This window comes from Streptomyces sp. NPDC034037 (assembly GCF_055575715.1).
Map to the genome: position 1 here is coordinate 873,787 of NZ_JBVISC010000003.1, position 16,566 is coordinate 890,352.

The window sequence follows — 16,566 nt, forward strand, 5'->3', positions numbered from 1 at the left end:
TGACCGGCGCGTCAGGGCCCAACGCAAGCCGCCGACGTAAGCGCCCGACGTCAGTGGCCGATCAGCGCGGACAGCGCCGTCAGGCTGCCGATCTGCCAGTCCGCCGCGTCGGCGACCGACGGGTCGTCCGCCCACAGGTGCCCCCACGGCCCGCGCCGGATGTGCGCGGTGCGCAGCCCCGCCTGTTTCGCGGGGAAGACGTCGTGGGCGGGGTGGTCGCCGACGTAGAGCGTCTCGCGGGGTCCGGCCTGCGCCACTTCGAGCACCCGCGTGAAGAAGGCCGGGTCCGGCTTGGCCACGCCCCAGTCCCCCGAGGTGACGACGAGGTCGACGGGCAGGTCGAGGTCGCGCAGCAGCTCCGCGGCGCGCGCGGTGCCGTTGCCGGCGATGATGACGCGTACGCCGAGTTTGTGCAGGCTGCCGAGGGCCGGGCGCACATCGGGGTAGAGGTCGCCCTCCCCGAGGTGCTCGCCCCGGCCCGCCGCCTCGCGCGCCTGGTGGGCGGAGGCGATGTCCATGTCGGGGCTGACGAGCCGCAGGGCGTCCTGGCCGTCCCCGCCCTGCGCGACGACGGCGCCGACGAGCGCGGAGACGGTGTGCCGCGGAACCTGCAGCCAGTCCGCCCAGGCCGCCCACTGGCGGTCGTCCTTGGTGAGGGTCTCCCCCACGTCGAACACGATGGTCTCGATCATCGTCCGACACTACGGCGTCGGCGCGCCCGCGCGGTCCTCGCCACTCGGCGTCGGCGCGGACGGACCCGATCGGCGCCCCTTTTCGTACGCGGCTTTCGCACCCGGCTCCCGTACGCTCTCGCGCGCCCCCGCACGCGTCCTCCATGTGCGACGGCCCACATGGGCCGTGGCGTCCGTCACTTGAGGCGGCAGCCCATACCCCTGGGTAGCCCCGCCTCATAGGCTGGGCGCCATGATGGTCCCCGTCGCACTGTTGCTGCTGGGCGCCCTGACCGCCGTCGTCGCCCCGCGCATGCTCGCCCGGACCGACTGGCCGGAGCGCGAGCCGGTGGTCGCCCTGTGGGTCTGGCAGTGCGTGGTGGCGGCGGTGCTGCTGTGCTGCGCGCTCTCGATGACGCTCAGCGCGGCCGCCGCGTGGCAGGCCGTGCGCGGCCATGTCTTCGCTCCCGCCCCGCACGCCGTCGTCGAGGCGTACGCGCTCCAGGCGCCGGGCCCCTGGGCGGCGGCCACCGCCGTGGTGCTGGCGTGCGGCGGGGTGTGGACCGCGGCCATGCTGACCCGGGAGATCACTCTCGCCCGCTCCCGCCGGGCCGCACGACGGGCCGAACTCCTCCTGCGCGCCCCGCTGTTGCCCGGGGAGGAGCCCGGCGCCGACCGCCTCGTCGTCCTGGAGGGCGAGCGCCCCGACGCCTGGTGGTTGCCCGGCCAGGCCCCCCAACTGGTCCTCACGACCGCCGCGTTGCGCCGCCTGAAAGGCCGTCAGCTCGATGCGGTGCTCGCCCACGAGCAGGGGCACGCGCAGGCCCGGCACGACTGGCTGCTGCACTGCTCGGGCGCGCTGGCCGCCGGTTTCCCGCAGGTACGGGTGTTCGCGGCGTTCCGCGACGAGATGCACCGCCTGGTGGAGCTGGCCGCCGACGACGTGGCCTCGCGCCGCTTCGGACGGCTGACGATCGCGCTCGCGCTGGTCGAGCTGAACGAGGACCGCGGCGTGTTCGGGCCCTGCCCGACGCCGCAGGCGCACGTCCCGCAGCGCGTCCACCGGCTGCTCGCCGCCCGCCCGCGCCTGACCCCCGCCCGCAGGCTCCGGCTGACGGCGACCGCCGCCCTCGTGCCGGTGATCCCCGTCCTGGTCACCTTCGTGCCCGGCCTGCGCGCCCTCGGCTGACGGCCGCCCCGCGCGCCGGAGGGGTTTCCACTCCGCCTCGGCGGCGAGGATCACCCCATGCACCCCCCGCCCATGGATTCCCCCACCCGACCCGCCACCCACCGGGCGGCACTCGCCGCCGCGCTGTTCGGCCTGCCCACCCTCCTGCTGCTGCTCCTGGTGAAGCTGGAGTGGGGCCCGCTGGTCTCGCTCGACGGCGACATCGCGCGCACCACGCACCGCTGGGCCGTGGCCGACCCGGCCCTCACGCGCACCAGCCGGATCCTCAGCGACTGGGTGTGGGACCCATGGATGATGCGGGCGCTGTGCGCGGTGGTGGCGGTCCGGCTCGTGGCGCGCGGCGCGCGGTGGCTCGCGCTGTGGCTGATGGGGACCTGCCTGGTGGCCTCCGTGGTGCAGCAGTCGCTCAAGGCGGCGGTGGGCCGCTCCCGCCCGGTGTGGCCGGATCCGGTGGACCACGCGCACTACGCGGCGTTCCCCTCGGGCCACGCGATGACGGCGGCGGTCGTCTGCGGTCTGCTCCTGTGGTTGCTGCGGCTGCACGGGGCGGGGCCGGCGCCGTGGCGCGCCGGCCTGGCCCTGGCCGTGGTGTCCGTGGTCGGCGTGGGGGTGACCCGGGTCTGGCTCGGCGTCCACTGGGCGACGGACGTGCTGGGCGGCTGGCTGCTGGGCGGCCTGACGGTGGCGCTCGCCGTCGCGACGTACACGCGCGGTCCGGGCAAGCATGGCCGAGGCCCCACTTGACCGTCCCTCGGCCGCTCCCGGAGGATCCAGCGCATGGCGATCAAGGGCGTGCTCTTCGACTTCTCCGGGACCCTGTTCCGCATCGAGCCGGCCGAGGACTGGCTGCGCGCCACGGCCGACGCGCTGGGCGTGCCGCTGACCGACGGCGAGGCCGCGCGGGCGGCGGCGGCCCTGGAGCGGGCGGGCGCGCTGCCCGGCGGGGCGTCGCCGGTCGAGGTGCCCGGGCACCTCGCCGAGCTGTGGGCGCACCGCGACCGCGGCGCCGAGCAGCACCGCGCCGCGTACACGGGCGCCGCCCGACAGGTGCCGCTGCCCGACCCCCGGCTCCACGACGCGCTGTACGACCGGCACATGACGCCCGAGGCGTGGCGTCCCTACGGGGACGCGGCACAGGTGCTCACCGGGTTGCGCGAGCGGGGGGTGAAGGTGGCGGTGGTCAGCAACATCGGCTGGGACCTGCGGCCCGTCTTCCGCGCCCATGGGCTCGACCCCTATGTCGACGCGTACGTCCTGTCGTACGAACACGCCGTCCAGAAACCCGACCCGCGGCTGTTCGCGACGGCCTGCGAGGCGCTCGGGGTCGATCCGCGGGACGCCCTGATGGTCGGTGACGACCGGCGGGCCGACGGCGGCGCGGCCGGTCTCGGCTGCGCGGTGCGCTTCGTCGAGCATCTGCCGGTCGAGCTGCGCCCCGACGCCCTGCGGCCGGTGCTCGACCTCGTCGGGTGACGCGCCGGACGCGATCGGCGACGTGGGAGCCGCCCGGGTGCGGGGCGCCTCGGTGCAGACCACCTGTGAGCAGGCAACACTCCCCCGCGGTGCTGCCTGCTCCCAGGCCGGTCCACCGGCGCGGGACCCCGTGAGGGCCCCGGCACGGCACGCGCTGAGTATATTGGCTCAGAGCCAGTCAACGCAGGAGTTACAGCATGTCCCCGCGTAGCGCCTCGGTCAATGAAGAATTGCGCAGACGTTCCCGTGAGCGGCTGCTGCAGGCGACGGTCGAACTGGTCGGCGAGCGCGGCTACGAGGCGACGACCCTCGGGGACATCGCCGACCGGGCGGGCGCGGCCCGCGGCCTGGTGTCGTACTACTTCCCCGGCAAGCGCCAGCTCTTGCAGTCCGCGGTGCACCGGCTGATGCACCGCACCCTGCAGAGCGCCCTGGAGCGGGAGCCGGTCCCCACCGGCGCCGCGGGCGGCGAGGAGCGGCTGGCGCGGGCCATCGACGCGATCCTGGGCCTGGCGTGCGACGAGCCGCTGCTCATGCGCACGCATATGGCCGGAATCCTCCAGGCGGAGGGCTTCGTGCGGTGTCCCGAGCAGCAGCGGCTCGCGGAGCTGCTGCGCGAGACGGTCGAGCGGTTCGGCTCGGGCGATGTCGACAAGGACTATCCCCTGCTGCGCGCCCTGTTGATGGGCGCGGTGTTCGCGCTGCTCATTCCGGGGGCGCCGATGCCGCTCCCGACGTTGCGGGCCGAGCTGTTCGAGCGGTACGGCCTGGAGTGGGGGCTGGGTGTTCCGCCGAGCGGCCTGCCGCCCGACGGGACACCGTCGACGCTGCCGTTCCGGTCGCCTCAGTCGAAGTAGTCGGGCTGTGTCTGGACGTTGAGCTCGCTCAGGCGGACCCGCTGTGCGGGGTGCGTCCGCTTGTCGTTGATCTTCAGGACGTCGAGGCCCTTGGCGATGTCATTGGAGTAGACATGGCCGTTGTAGTAGTACGCCGACCAGGAACCGGCCGTCGTGAGCTTGTCGGTGGTGTGCGGGCCCCGCTCGAAGTAGCCGATCTCCTGGGGCCTGGTCGAGTCGGTGAAGTCCCAGACGGAGACGCCCCCCTGGTACCAGGCCTGGACCATGAGGTCCTTGCCCTTGACGGGGATCAGCGAGCCGTTGTGGGCCACGCAGTTCTCGGTGGCGGCCTGGTGGCGCGGGATCTTGAAGTAGCTCCTGAAGACCAGTTTGCGCTTGTCGCCCTTGCCCACGATGTCGTAGATGCCGTTGGCGCCGTGCTCGGGTCCGGTGGCCGCGTCGCAGGTGGCTCCGGAGCCACCGCCCAGCTCGTCGGTGTAGACGACCTTGTCGGCCTTCTGGTTGAAGGTCGCCGAGTGCCAGAACGCGAAGTGCTTGTTGTCCTGGACCTGGTCGATGACCCTCGGCTTCTCGGGGTCCTCGATGGACAGGAGGATGCCGTCGCCCATGCACGCGCCGGCGGCGAGGTCCTTGGAGGGCAGCACGGTGATGTCGTGGCAGCCGGTGGTCTTGGAGACGCCCGGGTTGGTGGGCCCGCCGGGGTTGCCGCCGCCGTCCGGTCCCTCACCGGGGAAGAGGACGGGGAAGTCGATGACGGCGGCCTTCTCGGGGGCCCTGCGGGGCACCTTGATGATGGAGATGCCGTCGTGCGGCGGCTGGCAGTCGGGGAAGCTCGCGTTCGGCGAGTAGGAGGAGACGTACACGTAGACGGTGCGCCGCTCCGGCACCAGCGTGTGCGTGTGGGAGCCGCAGGCGGTCTCGACGGCCGCGACGTAGCGGGGGTTCGCCTTGTCGCTGATGTCGAAGATCTTCATGCCCTCCCAGGAGGATTTCTCCGTGGCGGGCTGCGAGGTGCTGTTGCAGGAGTTGTCGCTGCGCGAGGAGTCGGTGGACAGGAAGAGCAGGTCGCCCGAGACGGAGACGTCGTTCTGGCCTCCCGGGCACAGGACCTGCGCGACCGTCCGCGGCTCCTGCGGCCTGCTGATGTCGAAGATGCGGAAGCCGTCGTAGTTGCCCGCGAACGCGTACTTCCCCTGGAAGGCGATGTCCGTGTTCGTGCCGGGCAGCGCGTCCTTCGGGATGTTGGCCACGTGCTCGATGTTGGCCGAGTGGACCACCTCGTCCGGCGCCGGTATCTCGCCGCGCTCGATCGCCTCGCGTGCGGCGGCGGCGTCGCTCTTGGAGACGCTCCTGGGGGCGGCGGGGGCGTCACCGGGGTCGGGTGTGGCTCCCGCGGGGGCCGCGGTGAGCAGCGCGGCGAGGAGTCCGGCCGCCGCGGCACCGACGCCCAGGCGTCTGCGTCCAGTTCGGGATCTGTTCAACAGGGTCACTGCGTCCTCCCTTGTCGCCGTTCCGAGTGGAACGGTTCACGGACACCCGCAGTATCGTGCTCATCATGCACAGATCAACAGGGGGCGCCGCGTTCGTCGCGACCGTCGGCGGTCGCCGAGGCTCATTCCGGTTCCGGCAGGGCGAGACCCGCCCGCGTGTCGCAGGAGGTCGCTGTGCTGCTCAGCCGTCGTACGTCCACCCTCACCGCACTGATGACGAGCGCGGTCCTCGCCCTCGGGGGCTGTAGCTCGGGCTCCGGCGGCGGCTCGGCGTCCGGCGGCGGGCGCGAGGCGTCGCCGGGCCCCTCGGTGATCGCCCCCGGCAGGCCGGGCGAGACCGCGAAGAAGCTGACCGCGAAGGAGGCGGCCGGACGAAGGGCTGACGACGACACCCCCAACGCCGCCGACTTCATGTACACGCAGATGATGATCACGCACCACGGCCAGGCGCTGACGATGACCCGGCTCGTCCCGCGGCGGGCCGCCTCGGGGCAGGTCAAGCGGCTCGCGTCCCGTATCGCCGCCGCCCAGCGGCCGGAGATCGGCGCCATGAAGCGCTGGCTGAAGAGCCACGGCGGACCGCGCGGACACGCCGGACACGGACAGGGGTACGATCACGCGGCGATGCCCGGGATGGCCACCGACGCGCAGCTCGCGCGGTTGCGCGCCGCCAAGGGCAAGGCGTTCGACCGGCTCTTCCTGAAGCTGATGATCACGCATCACGACGGCGCCGTGACCATGGCCACGGAGGTCCTCTCCGAGGGCAACAACGTCCAGGTCGAAGAGATGGCGAACGAGGTCGTGGCCCAGCAGACGAGCGAGATCGGCCGCATGCGGCAGCTGGACCGAACGCCCGGCGCGGGCGGCGGCCCGCGGTCCTGACAGCGGGCACCGCCGGTGCGATCCTGAAACCGTCCGCCGGTCACCTCGCGGAGGGAGCACCGCCGTGCTGCAGGTCGCCGTGGTCGGTTCGGGTCCCAGCGGGGTGTACACCGCGCAGTCCCTCGTCCAGCAGGACCGCGTGCCGGACGTGCGGGTCGACGTCCTCGACCGGCTCCCCTGCCCGTACGGCCTCGTGCGGTACGGCGTCGCGCCGGACCACGAGAAGATCAAGTCCCTGCAGAACACGCTGCGCACGGTCCTCGAACACGACCGCGTGCGCTTCCTCGGGGGCGTGGAGATCGGCCCCGGCGCGCTGCCCCCGGCCCGTCTCCTCGGCCTCTACCACGCGGTGGTCTACTGCGTCGGCGCGGCGGCCGACCGCAGGCTGGGGGTGCCCGGCGAGGACCTGCCGGGCAGCCACTCGGCGACGGAGTTCGTGTCCTGGTACAGCGCGCATCCGGACGTCCCGACGGACGGTTTCGAGCAGGACGGCTTCGTACGGGGCGTGGAGTCGGCGGTCGTCATCGGCGTGGGGAACGTCGCGGTGGACGTCGCCCGGATCCTGGCCCGCGGCGTCGCCGAACTGCTGCCCACCGACATGCCGGACGCGGCGCTCGGCGTCCTCGCCGAAAGCCGGGTGCGCGAGGTGCACATGGTGGGGCGGCGCGGCCCCTCGCAGGCGCGTTTCACCACCAAGGAGCTGCGGGAGCTCGGCTCGCTGCCGGACACCGAAGTCCTCGTGGACCCGGCGGAGTTGGCGCTCGACCCCGCTTGCACCGACCCCTCGGGGCTCTCCGGTGCGAGCCGCCGGAACGTGGAGGTGCTGCGCGGCTGGGCGGAGCGTCCGGTGCGGGGCCTGCCCCGGCGGATCCGGCTGCGCTTCTTCCTGCGGCCGGTGGCGCTGACGGCCGGGGCGACGGGCCGTGTCGCCGGGGTGCGGTTCGAGCGGACGCTGCCGGACGGCCGGGGCGGGGTGAGCGGCACGGGGCGCCACGAGGACATCCCGGCGCAGTTGGTGCTGCGCTCGGTGGGGTATCGCGGGGTTCCGCCGGAGGGGCTGCCGTTCGACCCGGAGCGGGGCACGGTGCCGCACGCGGACGGGCGGGTGCTGCGGGACGGGGCGCCGTCGCCGGGCGAGTACGTCGCCGGGTGGATCAAGCGGGGCCCGACCGGCGTCATCGGCACCAACCGCCCGTGCGCCAAGGAGACGGTGTGCTCCCTCCTCGACGACGCCCCCGATCTCGTACGCAGGGACGTCGCGGCGGAGCCCCTGGAGGGGCTGCTCGCCGCGGGTCTGCGGCCGGTGGAGTGGCCGGGGTGGCTGGCGATCGAGCGCGCGGAGGCCGAACTGGGGCGTTCGCTCGGCCGGGACGTGGTGAAGATCCCGGACTGGACGGGGCTGCGGCGGGCGGCGCGGGGGTGAGGGGTCAGCCGCCGTCGGCGCCGAGGCGGCCTGCCTGGCGGGTGGCCGCGTCCAGGACGCTGTCGAGGAGGCCGGGGAAGAGCGTGTCCAGGTCGTCGCGGCGCAGCACGCTCAGCTTGGCCGTGCCCCGGTAGATCTGCCGGATCACCCCGCTCTCGCGCAGCACCCGGAAGTGGTGCGTGCTGGTCGACTTGGTGACGGGCAGGTCGAAGTGCGAACAGGCCAGTTCGACCGCCTCCTCCCGGGCGAGATCCCGGACGATCCGCATCCGCATGGGGTCGGCGAGGGCGTGCAGCACCCCTTCGAGGCGGATGTCCCCGGCCTCGGGGTGGGCGAGCGTCCTGCTGCTCGCCGCGGCGGCGGTCGTCATGACGGCTCCACTTCGTCCGGTGTTCCTCTTCGTCCGGTATCCCTTGGCGTCATTGTACGAGAGACATCGTAGTTTGACATTCACCGTACTACGAGGTCTATCGTACGAGCAGTTGACCAGCCGCGAGGAATGGAGTCCGCCGTGAGCGCCCTGTTCGAGCCGTACACCCTGCGATCGCTGACGATCCCGAACCGGGTGTGGATGCCCCCGATGTGCCAGTACTCGGCGCTTCCCGAGGGGCCCGCCGCCGGCGTCCCGCAGGACTGGCACTTCGCGCACTACGCGGCGCGCGCCGCCGGCGGCACGGGCCTGATCATCGTCGAGGCGACCGCCGTCAGCCCCGAGGGCCGCATCAGCCCCTACGACCTGGGCATCTGGAACGACACCCAGGCCGAGGCGTTCCGCCGGACCACGGCCTTCCTCAAGAGCCAGGGCACCGTCCCCGGCATCCAGATCGCCCACGCCGGGCGCAAGGCCTCCACCGGCCGCCCGTGGAAGGGCGGCGCCCCGGTGGGCCCGGAGGAGTACGGCTGGCAGCCCGTCGCGCCGAGCCCGGTCCCCTTCGACGAGGGCCACCCCGTGCCGACGGAGCTGTCCGTCGAGCGGATCCGCGAGATCGTGGCGCAGTTCGCCGACGCCACGCGGCGCGCGCTGGACGCCGGTTTCGAGGTCGCCGAGATCCATGGCGCGCACGGCTATCTGATCGGCGAGTTCCTCTCCCCGCACAGCAACAAGCGGACCGACGCCTACGGCGGCTCGTACGAGAACCGCACCCGCTTCGCCCTCGAAGTGGTCGACGCCGTACGGGCCGTGTGGCCCGAGGACAAGCCGCTGTTCTTCCGCATCTCGGCCACCGACTGGCTCCAGGAGGCCGGCTGGACGGCCGACGACACCGTCCGCTTCGCGACCGACCTCAAGGAGCACGGCATCGACCTGCTCGACGTGTCCACCGGCGGCAACGCGGCGGGCGTGCGCATCCCCGTCGAGCCCGGCTACCAGGTCCCGTTCGCGGCGCGCGTGAAGGCCGAGACCGGGCTGGCGGTCGCCGCGGTCGGCCTGATCACCGAGGTGGCACAGGCCGAGAAGATCCTCGCCAACGGCGAGGCGGACGCGGTCCTGCTGGGCCGGGAGCTGCTGCGCGACCCCTCGTGGGCGCGGCGCGCCGGACGCGAGCTCGGCGCCGAGGTGCACGTGCCGGACCAGTACCACCGGTCCGTCTGAGCGCACCACCGGCCTCTCCGGGCGCCGCGCGGATCACTCGGGGATGGCCGCCAGCGTGAAGGAGTGGCCCGCCGGGTCGGAGTACGTCCGCGTGTCCCGGGGGCCGCTGTTGTTCTTGGTGTCCACCGGGCGCGCGCCGAGGCCGATCGCCTCCCGCTCCGCCTCGTCCATGTCGTGGCGGGCCACCATGATCCGCAGGTGCGCCTGCTGCGAGTCCTCGGGGCGGGGCCAGCTCGGCGGGATGTAGTCACGCTCCCGGTGCACGGCCAGGCAGACCCCGGTGTCGTTGGTGACCTCGACGTAGTCGGGGTCCTTGCTCAACTGGACGTCCGCGCCGAGCAGTCCGGCGTAGAACTCCGCCAACTGCTCGGGCTCCGAGCAGTCGAGCACGAGCACGGTGCGCTTGTGAACGGTCATGGGATCCGGGTCCCCCGGCCGGAACCCGCCAAACAGCGGCGGGCCGCGTCTGTTTCCCCATGCGGACCATGGGCACCCGCGCCACCATGGAGTGGATGCGATCGGCCGCCTGTGCCGAAGAAGACCCGGAACTGTTCTTTCCCGTGGGCTCGACAGGACCCGCGGTACGCGACATCGCCGACGCCAAGGAGGTCTGCGCCCGCTGCCCGGTGAGCGGGGAGTGCCTGGCGTACGCCCTGAGCACCGGACAGGCGTCCGGCGTGTGGGGCGGCACCTGCGAGGAGGAGCGGGTGGCGCTGCGCAAGAGGCTGTCGCGGGCACTCACCTCGGACGCGTCACGCGCTCGTTGACCGTCCGAGTAGCGTCGGCAGGATGAGACTCGCCGACGCCCTCGCCCGCCGCCCCGTCGTCCTGGACGGTGGTCTCGCCCACCAGCTGGAGGCCGCCGGGCACGACCTGCGCGACGCGCTGTGGTCGGCGCGGCTGCTCGCGGACGAACCCGCCGCGATCGAGGCCGCCCACCGCGCGTACTACGAGGCGGGCGCCGAGGTCGCCATCACCGCCAGCTATCAGGCCACCTACGAAGGATTCGCGCGGCAGGGCATCGACGCCCGCCGCACCGCGCACCTGCTGCGCCTGAGCGTGGAGCTGGCCCGCCGCGCCGCAAGTGGGCTCGACCGCGAGGTGTGGGTGGCCGCGTCGGCCGGCCCCTACGGCGCGATGCTCGCCGACGGCTCGGAGTACCGGGGCCGGTACGGGCTCACCGTGGACGAGCTGGAGCGCTTCCACCGGCCCCGCCTGGAGACCCTCGCGGCGGCCGGGCCCGACGTCCTCGCCCTGGAGACGGTCCCGGACACCGACGAGGCGCGGGCGCTGCTGCGTGCGGTGCGCGGGCTCGGCGTGCCCGCCTGGCTCTCGTACAGCGTCGCGGGGGAGCACACGCGTGCGGGTCAGCCGCTCGCCGAGGCCTTCGCGCTCGCCGCCGACGCGGACGAGGTGATCGCGGTCGGCGTGAACTGCTGCGATCCGCGCGACGCCGATACGGCCGTGGCCACGGCCGCGCGCATCACCGGCAAGCCCGTCGTGGTCTACCCCAACAGCGGGGAGACGTGGGACGCCGCGGCCCGGACCTGGCGCGGCCCCGCGCGGTTCGCCGCCGGCCGGGTGGCCGGCTGGCGCGCGGCCGGGGCGCGGCTGGTCGGCGGGTGCTGCCGGGTGGGCCCCGAGGTGATCGCCGAGGTCGCGCGGGAGCTGGCGCCGCCCGGGCCCGCGGCCTGAGGAAACAGGCGCCGACCTGCGGGGCCGCCGCGTCGGGCAGTGACTGTCAGTGCCGGGGTGCACACTGACGGTACCTGAGACCACGACGTCCGGAGGTGGCCGCCATGGCCGAGCTTCTTCTGACCGTAGGCACCCGCAAGGGCCTGTTCATCGGCCGCAGGCGCGGTGGCGCCTGGGAGTTCGACGACAGCCCGTACTTCAACGCCCAGGCGGTGTACTCCGTCGCGATCGACACCCGGGGCCGCACGCCGCGCGTGCTGGTCGGCGGGGACAGCGCGCACTGGGGCCCGTCCGTCTTCCACTCCGACGACCTCGGGCGGACCTGGACGGAGCCCGCGAAGCCCGCCGTGAAGTTCCCCAAGGACACCGGGGCCTCGCTGGAGCGGGTGTGGCAGCTGCACCCGGCGGCGGCCGAGCCCGACGTGGTGTACGCGGGCACCGAACCGGCGGCGCTGTACCGCTCGGAGGACCGCGGCGAGACCTTCGGGCTCGTGCGCCCGCTGTGGGAGCACCCCACCCGCTCGCAGTGGATGCCGGGCGGTGGCGGCGAGGGGCTGCACACCGTCCTGACCGACGCGCGCGACGCCCGCGCGGTGACGGTCGCGGTGTCCACCGCGGGCGTGTTCCGCACGCGGGACGGCGGCGCGAGCTGGACTCCGGCGAACCGCGGCGTCTCCGCGGTGTTCCTGCCGGACCCCGACCCGGAGTTCGGGCAGTGCGTGCACAAGGTCGCCCGGGACGCGGCCGACCCGGACCGGCTGTACCTGCAGAACCACTGGGGTGTGTACCGCAGCGACGACGGGGGCGGGCGGTGGACGGACATCGGCGGGGGCCTGCCCTCCGACTTCGGCTTCGCGGTGGTCGCGCACCCGCACCGGGGCGGCACGGCGTACGTCTTCCCGATCACCGCCGACAGCGACCGGGTCCCCGCCGACCGGCGCTGCCGGGTCTACCGCACGGCGGACGCGGGCGGCAGCTGGGAGCCGCTGACCGCCGGCCTGCCCCAGGGCGACCATTACGGCACGGTGCTGCGGGACGCCATGTGCAGCGACGGCGACGACCCGGCGGGCATCTACTTCGGCAACCGCAACGGCGAGCTGTACGCCTCGGCGGACGACGGCGACAGCTGGCGGCTGCTCGCCTCGCACCTGCCGGACGTGCTGTGCGTGCGGGCCGCGGCCATCGGTTGATCGACGCCTCCGTTACGGCAGTAGGGTGACGCCGTGGCACCACGACCCTTGCATGAGATCGTCGAAGCCGGCTGGGCCAAGGCCCTGGAGCCGGTGGCCGAACGGATCGCCGGGATGGGCGAGTTCCTGCGCGCGGAGATCGCCGCGGGACGCACCTACCTGCCGGCGGGAGCGAACGTGCTGCGCACGTTCCAGCAGCCCTTCGACGACGTCCGCGTCCTGATCGTCGGCCAGGACCCCTATCCCACGCCCGGTCACGCGGTGGGGCTGTCGTTCTCGGTCGCGCCCGAGGTGCGGCCGCTGCCCGGCAGCCTCATCAACATCTACCGCGAGATGGGTGACGACCTGGGGCTGCCTCCGCCGTCGAACGGCGACCTGACGCCGTGGACGCGGCAGGGGGTCCTGCTCCTCAACAGGGCACTCACCACGGCCCCGCGCAAACCGGCCGCGCACCGCGGCAAGGGCTGGGAGGAGGTCACCGAGCAGGCGATACGGGCGCTGGCCGCGCGTGGAAAGCCGCTGGTGTCGATCCTGTGGGGCCGCGACGCGCGTAATCTGCGGCCCCTGCTCGGGCAGTTGCCCGCCGTGGAGTCCGCGCACCCCTCCCCCATGTCGGCGGACCGGGGCTTCTTCGGCTCGCGGCCCTTCAGCCGGGCCAACGACCTGTTGGTGCGCCAGGGCGCGGAGCCGGTGGACTGGCGGCTTCCGTGACGGACACGGCGTTCGTGCTGGGCGTCGACTCGGGGGGCTCCGGACTGCGGGCCGCCCTGGCCGCGCCGGACGGTGCGCGCCGCGCCGAGCCGGTGCGGTCGGACGAGCCGGTGCGCGCCGGCGCCGGGGGCATCGACGCCGGTCACTTCATGGTGCGGCTCGCGCCCCTGGTGCGGGAGTTGCTGGAGCGGGCGGGCGGCGGCCGGATCACGGCCGCGGCCATCGGCGCCGCGGGGATGGCGTCGCTCGGCGACGGCCTGCGCGCGCAGCTGCCGGCCGCGCTCGCCGCCGCGCTGGGCGTACGGCGGGTGGCGCTCGCCTCGGACGCCGTGACCGCGTACGCGGGCGCGCTGGGCGCTCGTCCCGGAGTGGTCGTCGCCGCGGGCACCGGCATGGTGGCGCTCGGCACGGATCTCACGGCCTGGCGTCGCGCCGACGGCTGGGGGCAGCTGCTCGGCGACTGCGGCGGCGGTGCCTGGATCGGCCGCGCGGGCCTCGAAGCTGTGCTGCGGGCGCACGACGGCAGACGGGGCGGCTCGCAGGAGCTGCGGGCGCGGGCCGAGGAGCGGTTCGGCCCCTTGGCGGGGCTGCCGGCTCTGCTCCACTCGCGCGCGGACCGTCCGGCGGTCCTCGCCTCCTTCGCGCCCGAGGTGGCGCGGTGCGCGGCGGGCGACGCCGTGGCGGGCGGCATCCTGCGGGACGCGGCGCGGCATATCGCCGAGGCCGCGGCGGCCGCCGGCCCACCGGAAGGGGCCTGCGAAGTGGCTTTCACCGGCGGCCTGTTCAAGGTGGGCGAGCCGCTGCTCGGCCCGCTGCGCGAGGAGCTGGCCGGTCAACTGCCGCACGCCCGGCAGGTTCCGGCGGCCGGCGACCCGCTGGACGGCGCGCTGCGCGTGGCGGTCGATGTCGCCCGGGGGGCGCTGCGGCTGCCGTACGACGCGCGCATGCTTTCCGTCCACGAGGAAGGCGACAGTTGACCTCTACGTAATTCATCAGACAAAAACGGACTTATACCGCCCACCTGCACCCTCCCCGAACGGCGGGGTCCCACAAGCCAGTAGCATGCGGGCGCATGAGCTCCCCCACTGGGCCCGCATCCGGCCTGCCCGTACGAATGCCGCGCCCCCGTCAGCCGGGCCGGCACCGCCGCCCGGAGCCCGTCGCGGCTCCTGAGGGCGCGCCCGCACTGGTCCTCGCCGTGCCGGGCGCCCCCAGCATCACCACGCGCGGTCTCGCCGAGGAAGTCGTGAGCATCGCCCGCTCCGAGCTGCCCGGCCTGGACGCCAGAATCGGTTACCTCGACGGTACGCAGGACGCCACCGTCACGTCCTTCCCCGAGTTCCCCTCGCTGCGCTCCGTGCTCGCGCAGGCGAGCGCCGAGCGTGCCGCCCGCTTCGAGCGGGCGCGGGCCGCCGGTGTCGGGACGGGCGAGCCCGAGGGCCCCGTCGCGGTGGTCGTACCGCTGCTCGCCGGCCCGGACAGCACACTGATCGAGCGCATCCGCCAGGCCGTCGCGGACAGCGGCGCCGCCGCCCGGCTGACCGATGTGCTCGGCCCGCACCCGCTGCTCGCGGAGGCGCTGCACGTGCGCCTGTCGGAGGCCGGGCTCGCCCGCGCCGACCGCGCCCGCCTGTTCACCGTGGCCACCGCGGCGGACGGCATCGTCCTCGCCACGGTCGGCGGCGAGGAGGCCGTGCAGGCCGCCGGGATCACCGGCATGCTGCTCGCCGCGCGCCTCGCGGTGCCGGTGATGGCCGCCGCGCTGGACGAGGAGGGCGCCGTCGCGGCGACCGCCGAGCAGCTGCGCGGTTCGGGCTCGGCGCAGCTGGCGCTCGCCCCGTACCTGATCGGCCCCGAGCTGGACCCCGGTCTGCTCGACGTGGCCGCCAAGGAGGCCGGCTGCTCGGTGGCCGAGCCCCTCGGCGCCTACCCGGCGATCGGCAAGCTGGCGCTCTCCAAGTACACGCTGGCGCTGGGCATCGCCCCGCAGCAGCCTTCGGGGACGCCCGTGCACTGAGCGTCTTCACCGGTACGCCGATGGGCCCGCCCCGATGTGGGGGCGGGCCCATCGGCGTACGTGCGTGTCCACGCACCTGGGTTTTGGCCCGCCGCGTCAGTCGAAGATGACGCAGGAGGCGGCCGGTGCCGCGATCGAACCGGCCCGGCGCGGGATGCCGGTGGCCTGGTCGACGGTGAACCAGGTGACGTCCCCGGAGCGCTCGTTGGCGGCGTACAGGAAGCGTCCGCCGGGGTGGAGGGCCAGGTCGCGGGGCCAGTGTCCGCCGCAGGGGACGGTCGCCGCGAGCCGTGGCGCCTCGCCCGCCGCGTCGAGCGCGAGGACGGAGATGACGTCCGCGCCGCGCGTGGCGGTCCACAGGAACCGCCCGTCGGGTGCGACGACGACTTCCGAGGGGTAGCTGTCGCCGTCCGGGACGTTGACGAGGACGGCGACCTCGGTGAGCGGCTTGAGCGTGCCGTCGTCGGCGTCCCAGGCGCAGACGGTGAGGGTCGGGGTCAGTTCGTTGAGGACGTACGCGCGGTCGCCGCGCGGGTGGAAGGCGAGGTGGCGCGGCCCCGAGCCGGGGCGGAGCGCCACTTCGCGGTGCAGCGTCAATCCGTCGTCCCCGAGCGCGCAGACGCGCACGGAGTCCGTGCCGAGGTCGACGCTGACCGCCCAGCGGCCGCTCGGGTCCGCGAGGACCTGGTGGGCGTGCGGGGCCTGCTGGCGCTGCGGGTGCGGTCCGGAGCCGGTGTGCCGGAGTTCGCCCGCGGGGTCGGCGAGGCCGCCGTCGGCGCGCAGCGGGACGGCGGTGACGCTGCCCGAGCCGTAGTTGGCGGTCAGGACGTGGCCGTCGTACAGGGCGAGGTGGGTGGGCGCCGAGCCGACGGGCACGGGGCGGCCGGTGAGGCGGGGCAGGTCTCCTTCGACGCGGTACGCGGCGAGGGCGCCGTCCGAGGTCTCGCTCACCGCGTAGAGGGTGTCGCCGGTGGGTGAGAGGGCGAGGTAGGAGGGGTCGGGGACCGTGTCCGTGGCGCCGAGGACGGTCAGCGCGCCGGTGTCCTCGTCGACGGCGGCGGTGAGGACGCCGAGGCCGCCGGCCGCGGTGAAGGATCCGATGTACGCCCGTCCGGCGCGGTTGCCGTCGCCCACTGCTGTCCCCTCTCGACCCGGACGCCGTGGGGCCGGCGTCGCTGGTGCGGCCGACGCTAGCAGTCGGTCTAGACCAGGTGCGGTGCCGCTCACCCCGGCCGGTCCCCTGCCCGGCCCCGGACCGGACCGCCCGAGCCCGACTGTCGTGTGGCGCAGGTCACCGCAGCGGGGGACGGCGGCGCGGAACAATGCCGTGTGGTTCACCGTTCATTCAAGTGTGGCCGCGGAGGGGACAGTGTCCCC

Annotated in this window: 18 protein-coding genes; 13 read left to right on the plus strand and 5 right to left on the minus strand. The window is 74.2% G+C overall.

Annotated features, from left to right (window positions below):
* Positions 1–50: 50 nt before the first annotated feature.
* Positions 51–692, minus strand: a complete 642-nt coding sequence (locus ACZ516_RS14420; RefSeq protein ID WP_361084529.1) for an HAD family hydrolase — start codon at positions 690–692, stop codon at positions 51–53.
* A 232-nt stretch (positions 693–924) separates the two neighbouring features.
* Between ACZ516_RS14420 and ACZ516_RS14425 the strand changes: the two genes are divergently transcribed.
* The 4 genes from ACZ516_RS14425 to ACZ516_RS14440 all read left to right on the plus strand — a co-directional run bounded on the left by ACZ516_RS14425 (position 925) and on the right by ACZ516_RS14440 (position 4,190).
* Positions 925–1,860, plus strand: a complete 936-nt coding sequence (locus ACZ516_RS14425; protein ID WP_361084526.1) for a M56 family metallopeptidase — start codon at positions 925–927, stop codon at positions 1,858–1,860.
* 57 nt (positions 1,861–1,917) lie between these two features.
* Complete coding sequence (locus tag ACZ516_RS14430) at positions 1,918–2,604, plus strand: phosphatase PAP2 family protein (RefSeq protein ID WP_469010327.1); 687 nt, start codon at positions 1,918–1,920, stop codon at positions 2,602–2,604.
* 33 nt (positions 2,605–2,637) lie between these two features.
* On the plus strand, positions 2,638–3,333 hold the full coding sequence (locus ACZ516_RS14435; RefSeq protein ID WP_467465663.1) for an HAD family hydrolase: 696 nt from the start codon (positions 2,638–2,640) through the stop codon (positions 3,331–3,333).
* A 197-nt stretch (positions 3,334–3,530) separates the two neighbouring features.
* The gene (locus ACZ516_RS14440) at positions 3,531–4,190 is read left to right on the plus strand and encodes a TetR/AcrR family transcriptional regulator (protein WP_469010328.1); all 660 of its coding nucleotides are present in this window, start codon (positions 3,531–3,533) and stop codon (positions 4,188–4,190) included.
* Here the strand turns inward: ACZ516_RS14440 and ACZ516_RS14445 are convergent.
* Positions 4,178–5,680 (minus strand): LVIVD repeat-containing protein, encoded by a 1,503-nt coding sequence (locus tag ACZ516_RS14445; RefSeq protein WP_361087794.1) that lies wholly within the window; start codon positions 5,678–5,680, stop codon positions 4,178–4,180. The genes ACZ516_RS14440 and ACZ516_RS14445 overlap by 13 nt on opposite strands.
* Before the next feature lie 156 nt (positions 5,681–5,836).
* On the opposite strand from ACZ516_RS14445, the gene ACZ516_RS14450 reads away from it, so the two are divergent.
* Together ACZ516_RS14450 and ACZ516_RS14455 are read left to right on the plus strand one after the other, a co-directional pair.
* Positions 5,837–6,562 carry a DUF305 domain-containing protein gene (locus ACZ516_RS14450; protein ID WP_469010330.1) on the plus strand — a complete coding sequence of 242 codons (726 nt, stop codon included), beginning with the start codon at positions 5,837–5,839 and terminating at the stop codon, positions 6,560–6,562.
* A 64-nt stretch (positions 6,563–6,626) separates the two neighbouring features.
* Positions 6,627–7,985, plus strand: a complete 1,359-nt coding sequence (locus tag ACZ516_RS14455; protein WP_469010332.1) for an FAD-dependent oxidoreductase — start codon at positions 6,627–6,629, stop codon at positions 7,983–7,985.
* A gap of 4 nt (positions 7,986–7,989) precedes the next feature.
* On the opposite strand, the gene ACZ516_RS14460 is transcribed toward ACZ516_RS14455, so the two are convergent.
* A complete protein-coding gene (locus tag ACZ516_RS14460) occupies positions 7,990–8,355 on the minus strand; it encodes a helix-turn-helix domain-containing protein (RefSeq protein ID WP_361087788.1) in 366 nt (121 codons plus the stop codon).
* Positions 8,356–8,496: 141 nt separating this feature from the next.
* Between ACZ516_RS14460 and ACZ516_RS14465 the strand changes: the two genes are divergently transcribed.
* Complete coding sequence (locus ACZ516_RS14465; protein WP_469010333.1) at positions 8,497–9,576, plus strand: NADH:flavin oxidoreductase/NADH oxidase; 1,080 nt, start codon at positions 8,497–8,499, stop codon at positions 9,574–9,576.
* A gap of 33 nt (positions 9,577–9,609) precedes the next feature.
* Here the strand turns inward: ACZ516_RS14465 and ACZ516_RS14470 are convergent, their stop codons facing one another.
* Positions 9,610–9,993, minus strand: a complete 384-nt coding sequence (locus ACZ516_RS14470; protein ID WP_358584436.1) for a VOC family protein — start codon at positions 9,991–9,993, stop codon at positions 9,610–9,612.
* A gap of 86 nt (positions 9,994–10,079) precedes the next feature.
* On the opposite strand from ACZ516_RS14470, the gene ACZ516_RS14475 reads away from it, so the two are divergent.
* The 6 genes from ACZ516_RS14475 (at position 10,080) to ACZ516_RS14500 (ending at position 15,189) form a co-directional block, all read left to right on the plus strand.
* On the plus strand, positions 10,080–10,343 hold the full coding sequence (locus tag ACZ516_RS14475; protein WP_358584445.1) for a WhiB family transcriptional regulator: 264 nt from the start codon (positions 10,080–10,082) through the stop codon (positions 10,341–10,343).
* 22 nt (positions 10,344–10,365) lie between these two features.
* Positions 10,366–11,271, plus strand: coding sequence for a homocysteine S-methyltransferase (mmuM, locus tag ACZ516_RS14480; RefSeq protein ID WP_469010334.1), 906 nt, complete (start codon positions 10,366–10,368; stop codon positions 11,269–11,271).
* Positions 11,272–11,375: 104 nt separating this feature from the next.
* Entirely contained in the window at positions 11,376–12,461 is a 1,086-nt protein-coding gene (locus tag ACZ516_RS14485; RefSeq protein ID WP_469010336.1) for a WD40/YVTN/BNR-like repeat-containing protein, read from the plus strand.
* 33 nt (positions 12,462–12,494) lie between these two features.
* Entirely contained in the window at positions 12,495–13,172 is a 678-nt protein-coding gene (locus ACZ516_RS14490) for a uracil-DNA glycosylase (RefSeq protein ID WP_361087775.1), read from the plus strand.
* Entirely contained in the window at positions 13,169–14,149 is a 981-nt protein-coding gene (locus ACZ516_RS14495) for an N-acetylglucosamine kinase (protein WP_469010337.1), read from the plus strand. Before ACZ516_RS14490 ends, ACZ516_RS14495 begins: the two co-directional genes overlap by 4 nt.
* Before the next feature lie 95 nt (positions 14,150–14,244).
* Positions 14,245–15,189, plus strand: a complete 945-nt coding sequence (locus ACZ516_RS14500) for a sirohydrochlorin chelatase (protein ID WP_361087769.1) — start codon at positions 14,245–14,247, stop codon at positions 15,187–15,189.
* Positions 15,190–15,285: 96 nt separating this feature from the next.
* Here the strand turns inward: ACZ516_RS14500 and ACZ516_RS14505 are convergent, their stop codons facing one another.
* A complete protein-coding gene (locus tag ACZ516_RS14505; RefSeq protein WP_469010338.1) occupies positions 15,286–16,323 on the minus strand; it encodes a lactonase family protein in 1,038 nt (345 codons plus the stop codon).
* Between the last annotated feature and the right edge of the window lie 243 nt (positions 16,324–16,566).

What these genes read in the sequence shown, in the direction of transcription:
- ACZ516_RS14470 (WP_358584436.1), bottom strand. Translation starts at nt 9,993, where the DNA reads ATGACCGTTCACAAGCGCACCGTGCTCGTGCTCGACTGCTCGGAGCCC.
- ACZ516_RS14425 (WP_361084526.1), top strand. Translation starts at nt 925, where the DNA reads ATGATGGTCCCCGTCGCACTGTTGCTGCTGGGCGCCCTGACCGCCGTC.
- ACZ516_RS14435 (WP_467465663.1), top strand. Translation starts at nt 2,638, where the DNA reads ATGGCGATCAAGGGCGTGCTCTTCGACTTCTCCGGGACCCTGTTCCGC.
- ACZ516_RS14440 (WP_469010328.1), top strand. Translation starts at nt 3,531, where the DNA reads ATGTCCCCGCGTAGCGCCTCGGTCAATGAAGAATTGCGCAGACGTTCC.
- ACZ516_RS14475 (WP_358584445.1), top strand. Translation starts at nt 10,080, where the DNA reads ATGGAGTGGATGCGATCGGCCGCCTGTGCCGAAGAAGACCCGGAACTG.
- ACZ516_RS14485 (WP_469010336.1), top strand. Translation starts at nt 11,376, where the DNA reads ATGGCCGAGCTTCTTCTGACCGTAGGCACCCGCAAGGGCCTGTTCATC.
- ACZ516_RS14460 (WP_361087788.1), bottom strand. Translation starts at nt 8,355, where the DNA reads ATGACGACCGCCGCCGCGGCGAGCAGCAGGACGCTCGCCCACCCCGAG.
- ACZ516_RS14430 (WP_469010327.1), top strand. Translation starts at nt 1,918, where the DNA reads ATGCACCCCCCGCCCATGGATTCCCCCACCCGACCCGCCACCCACCGG.
- mmuM (WP_469010334.1), top strand. Translation starts at nt 10,366, where the DNA reads ATGAGACTCGCCGACGCCCTCGCCCGCCGCCCCGTCGTCCTGGACGGT.
- ACZ516_RS14420 (WP_361084529.1), bottom strand. Translation starts at nt 692, where the DNA reads ATGATCGAGACCATCGTGTTCGACGTGGGGGAGACCCTCACCAAGGAC.
- ACZ516_RS14500 (WP_361087769.1), top strand. Translation starts at nt 14,245, where the DNA reads ATGAGCTCCCCCACTGGGCCCGCATCCGGCCTGCCCGTACGAATGCCG.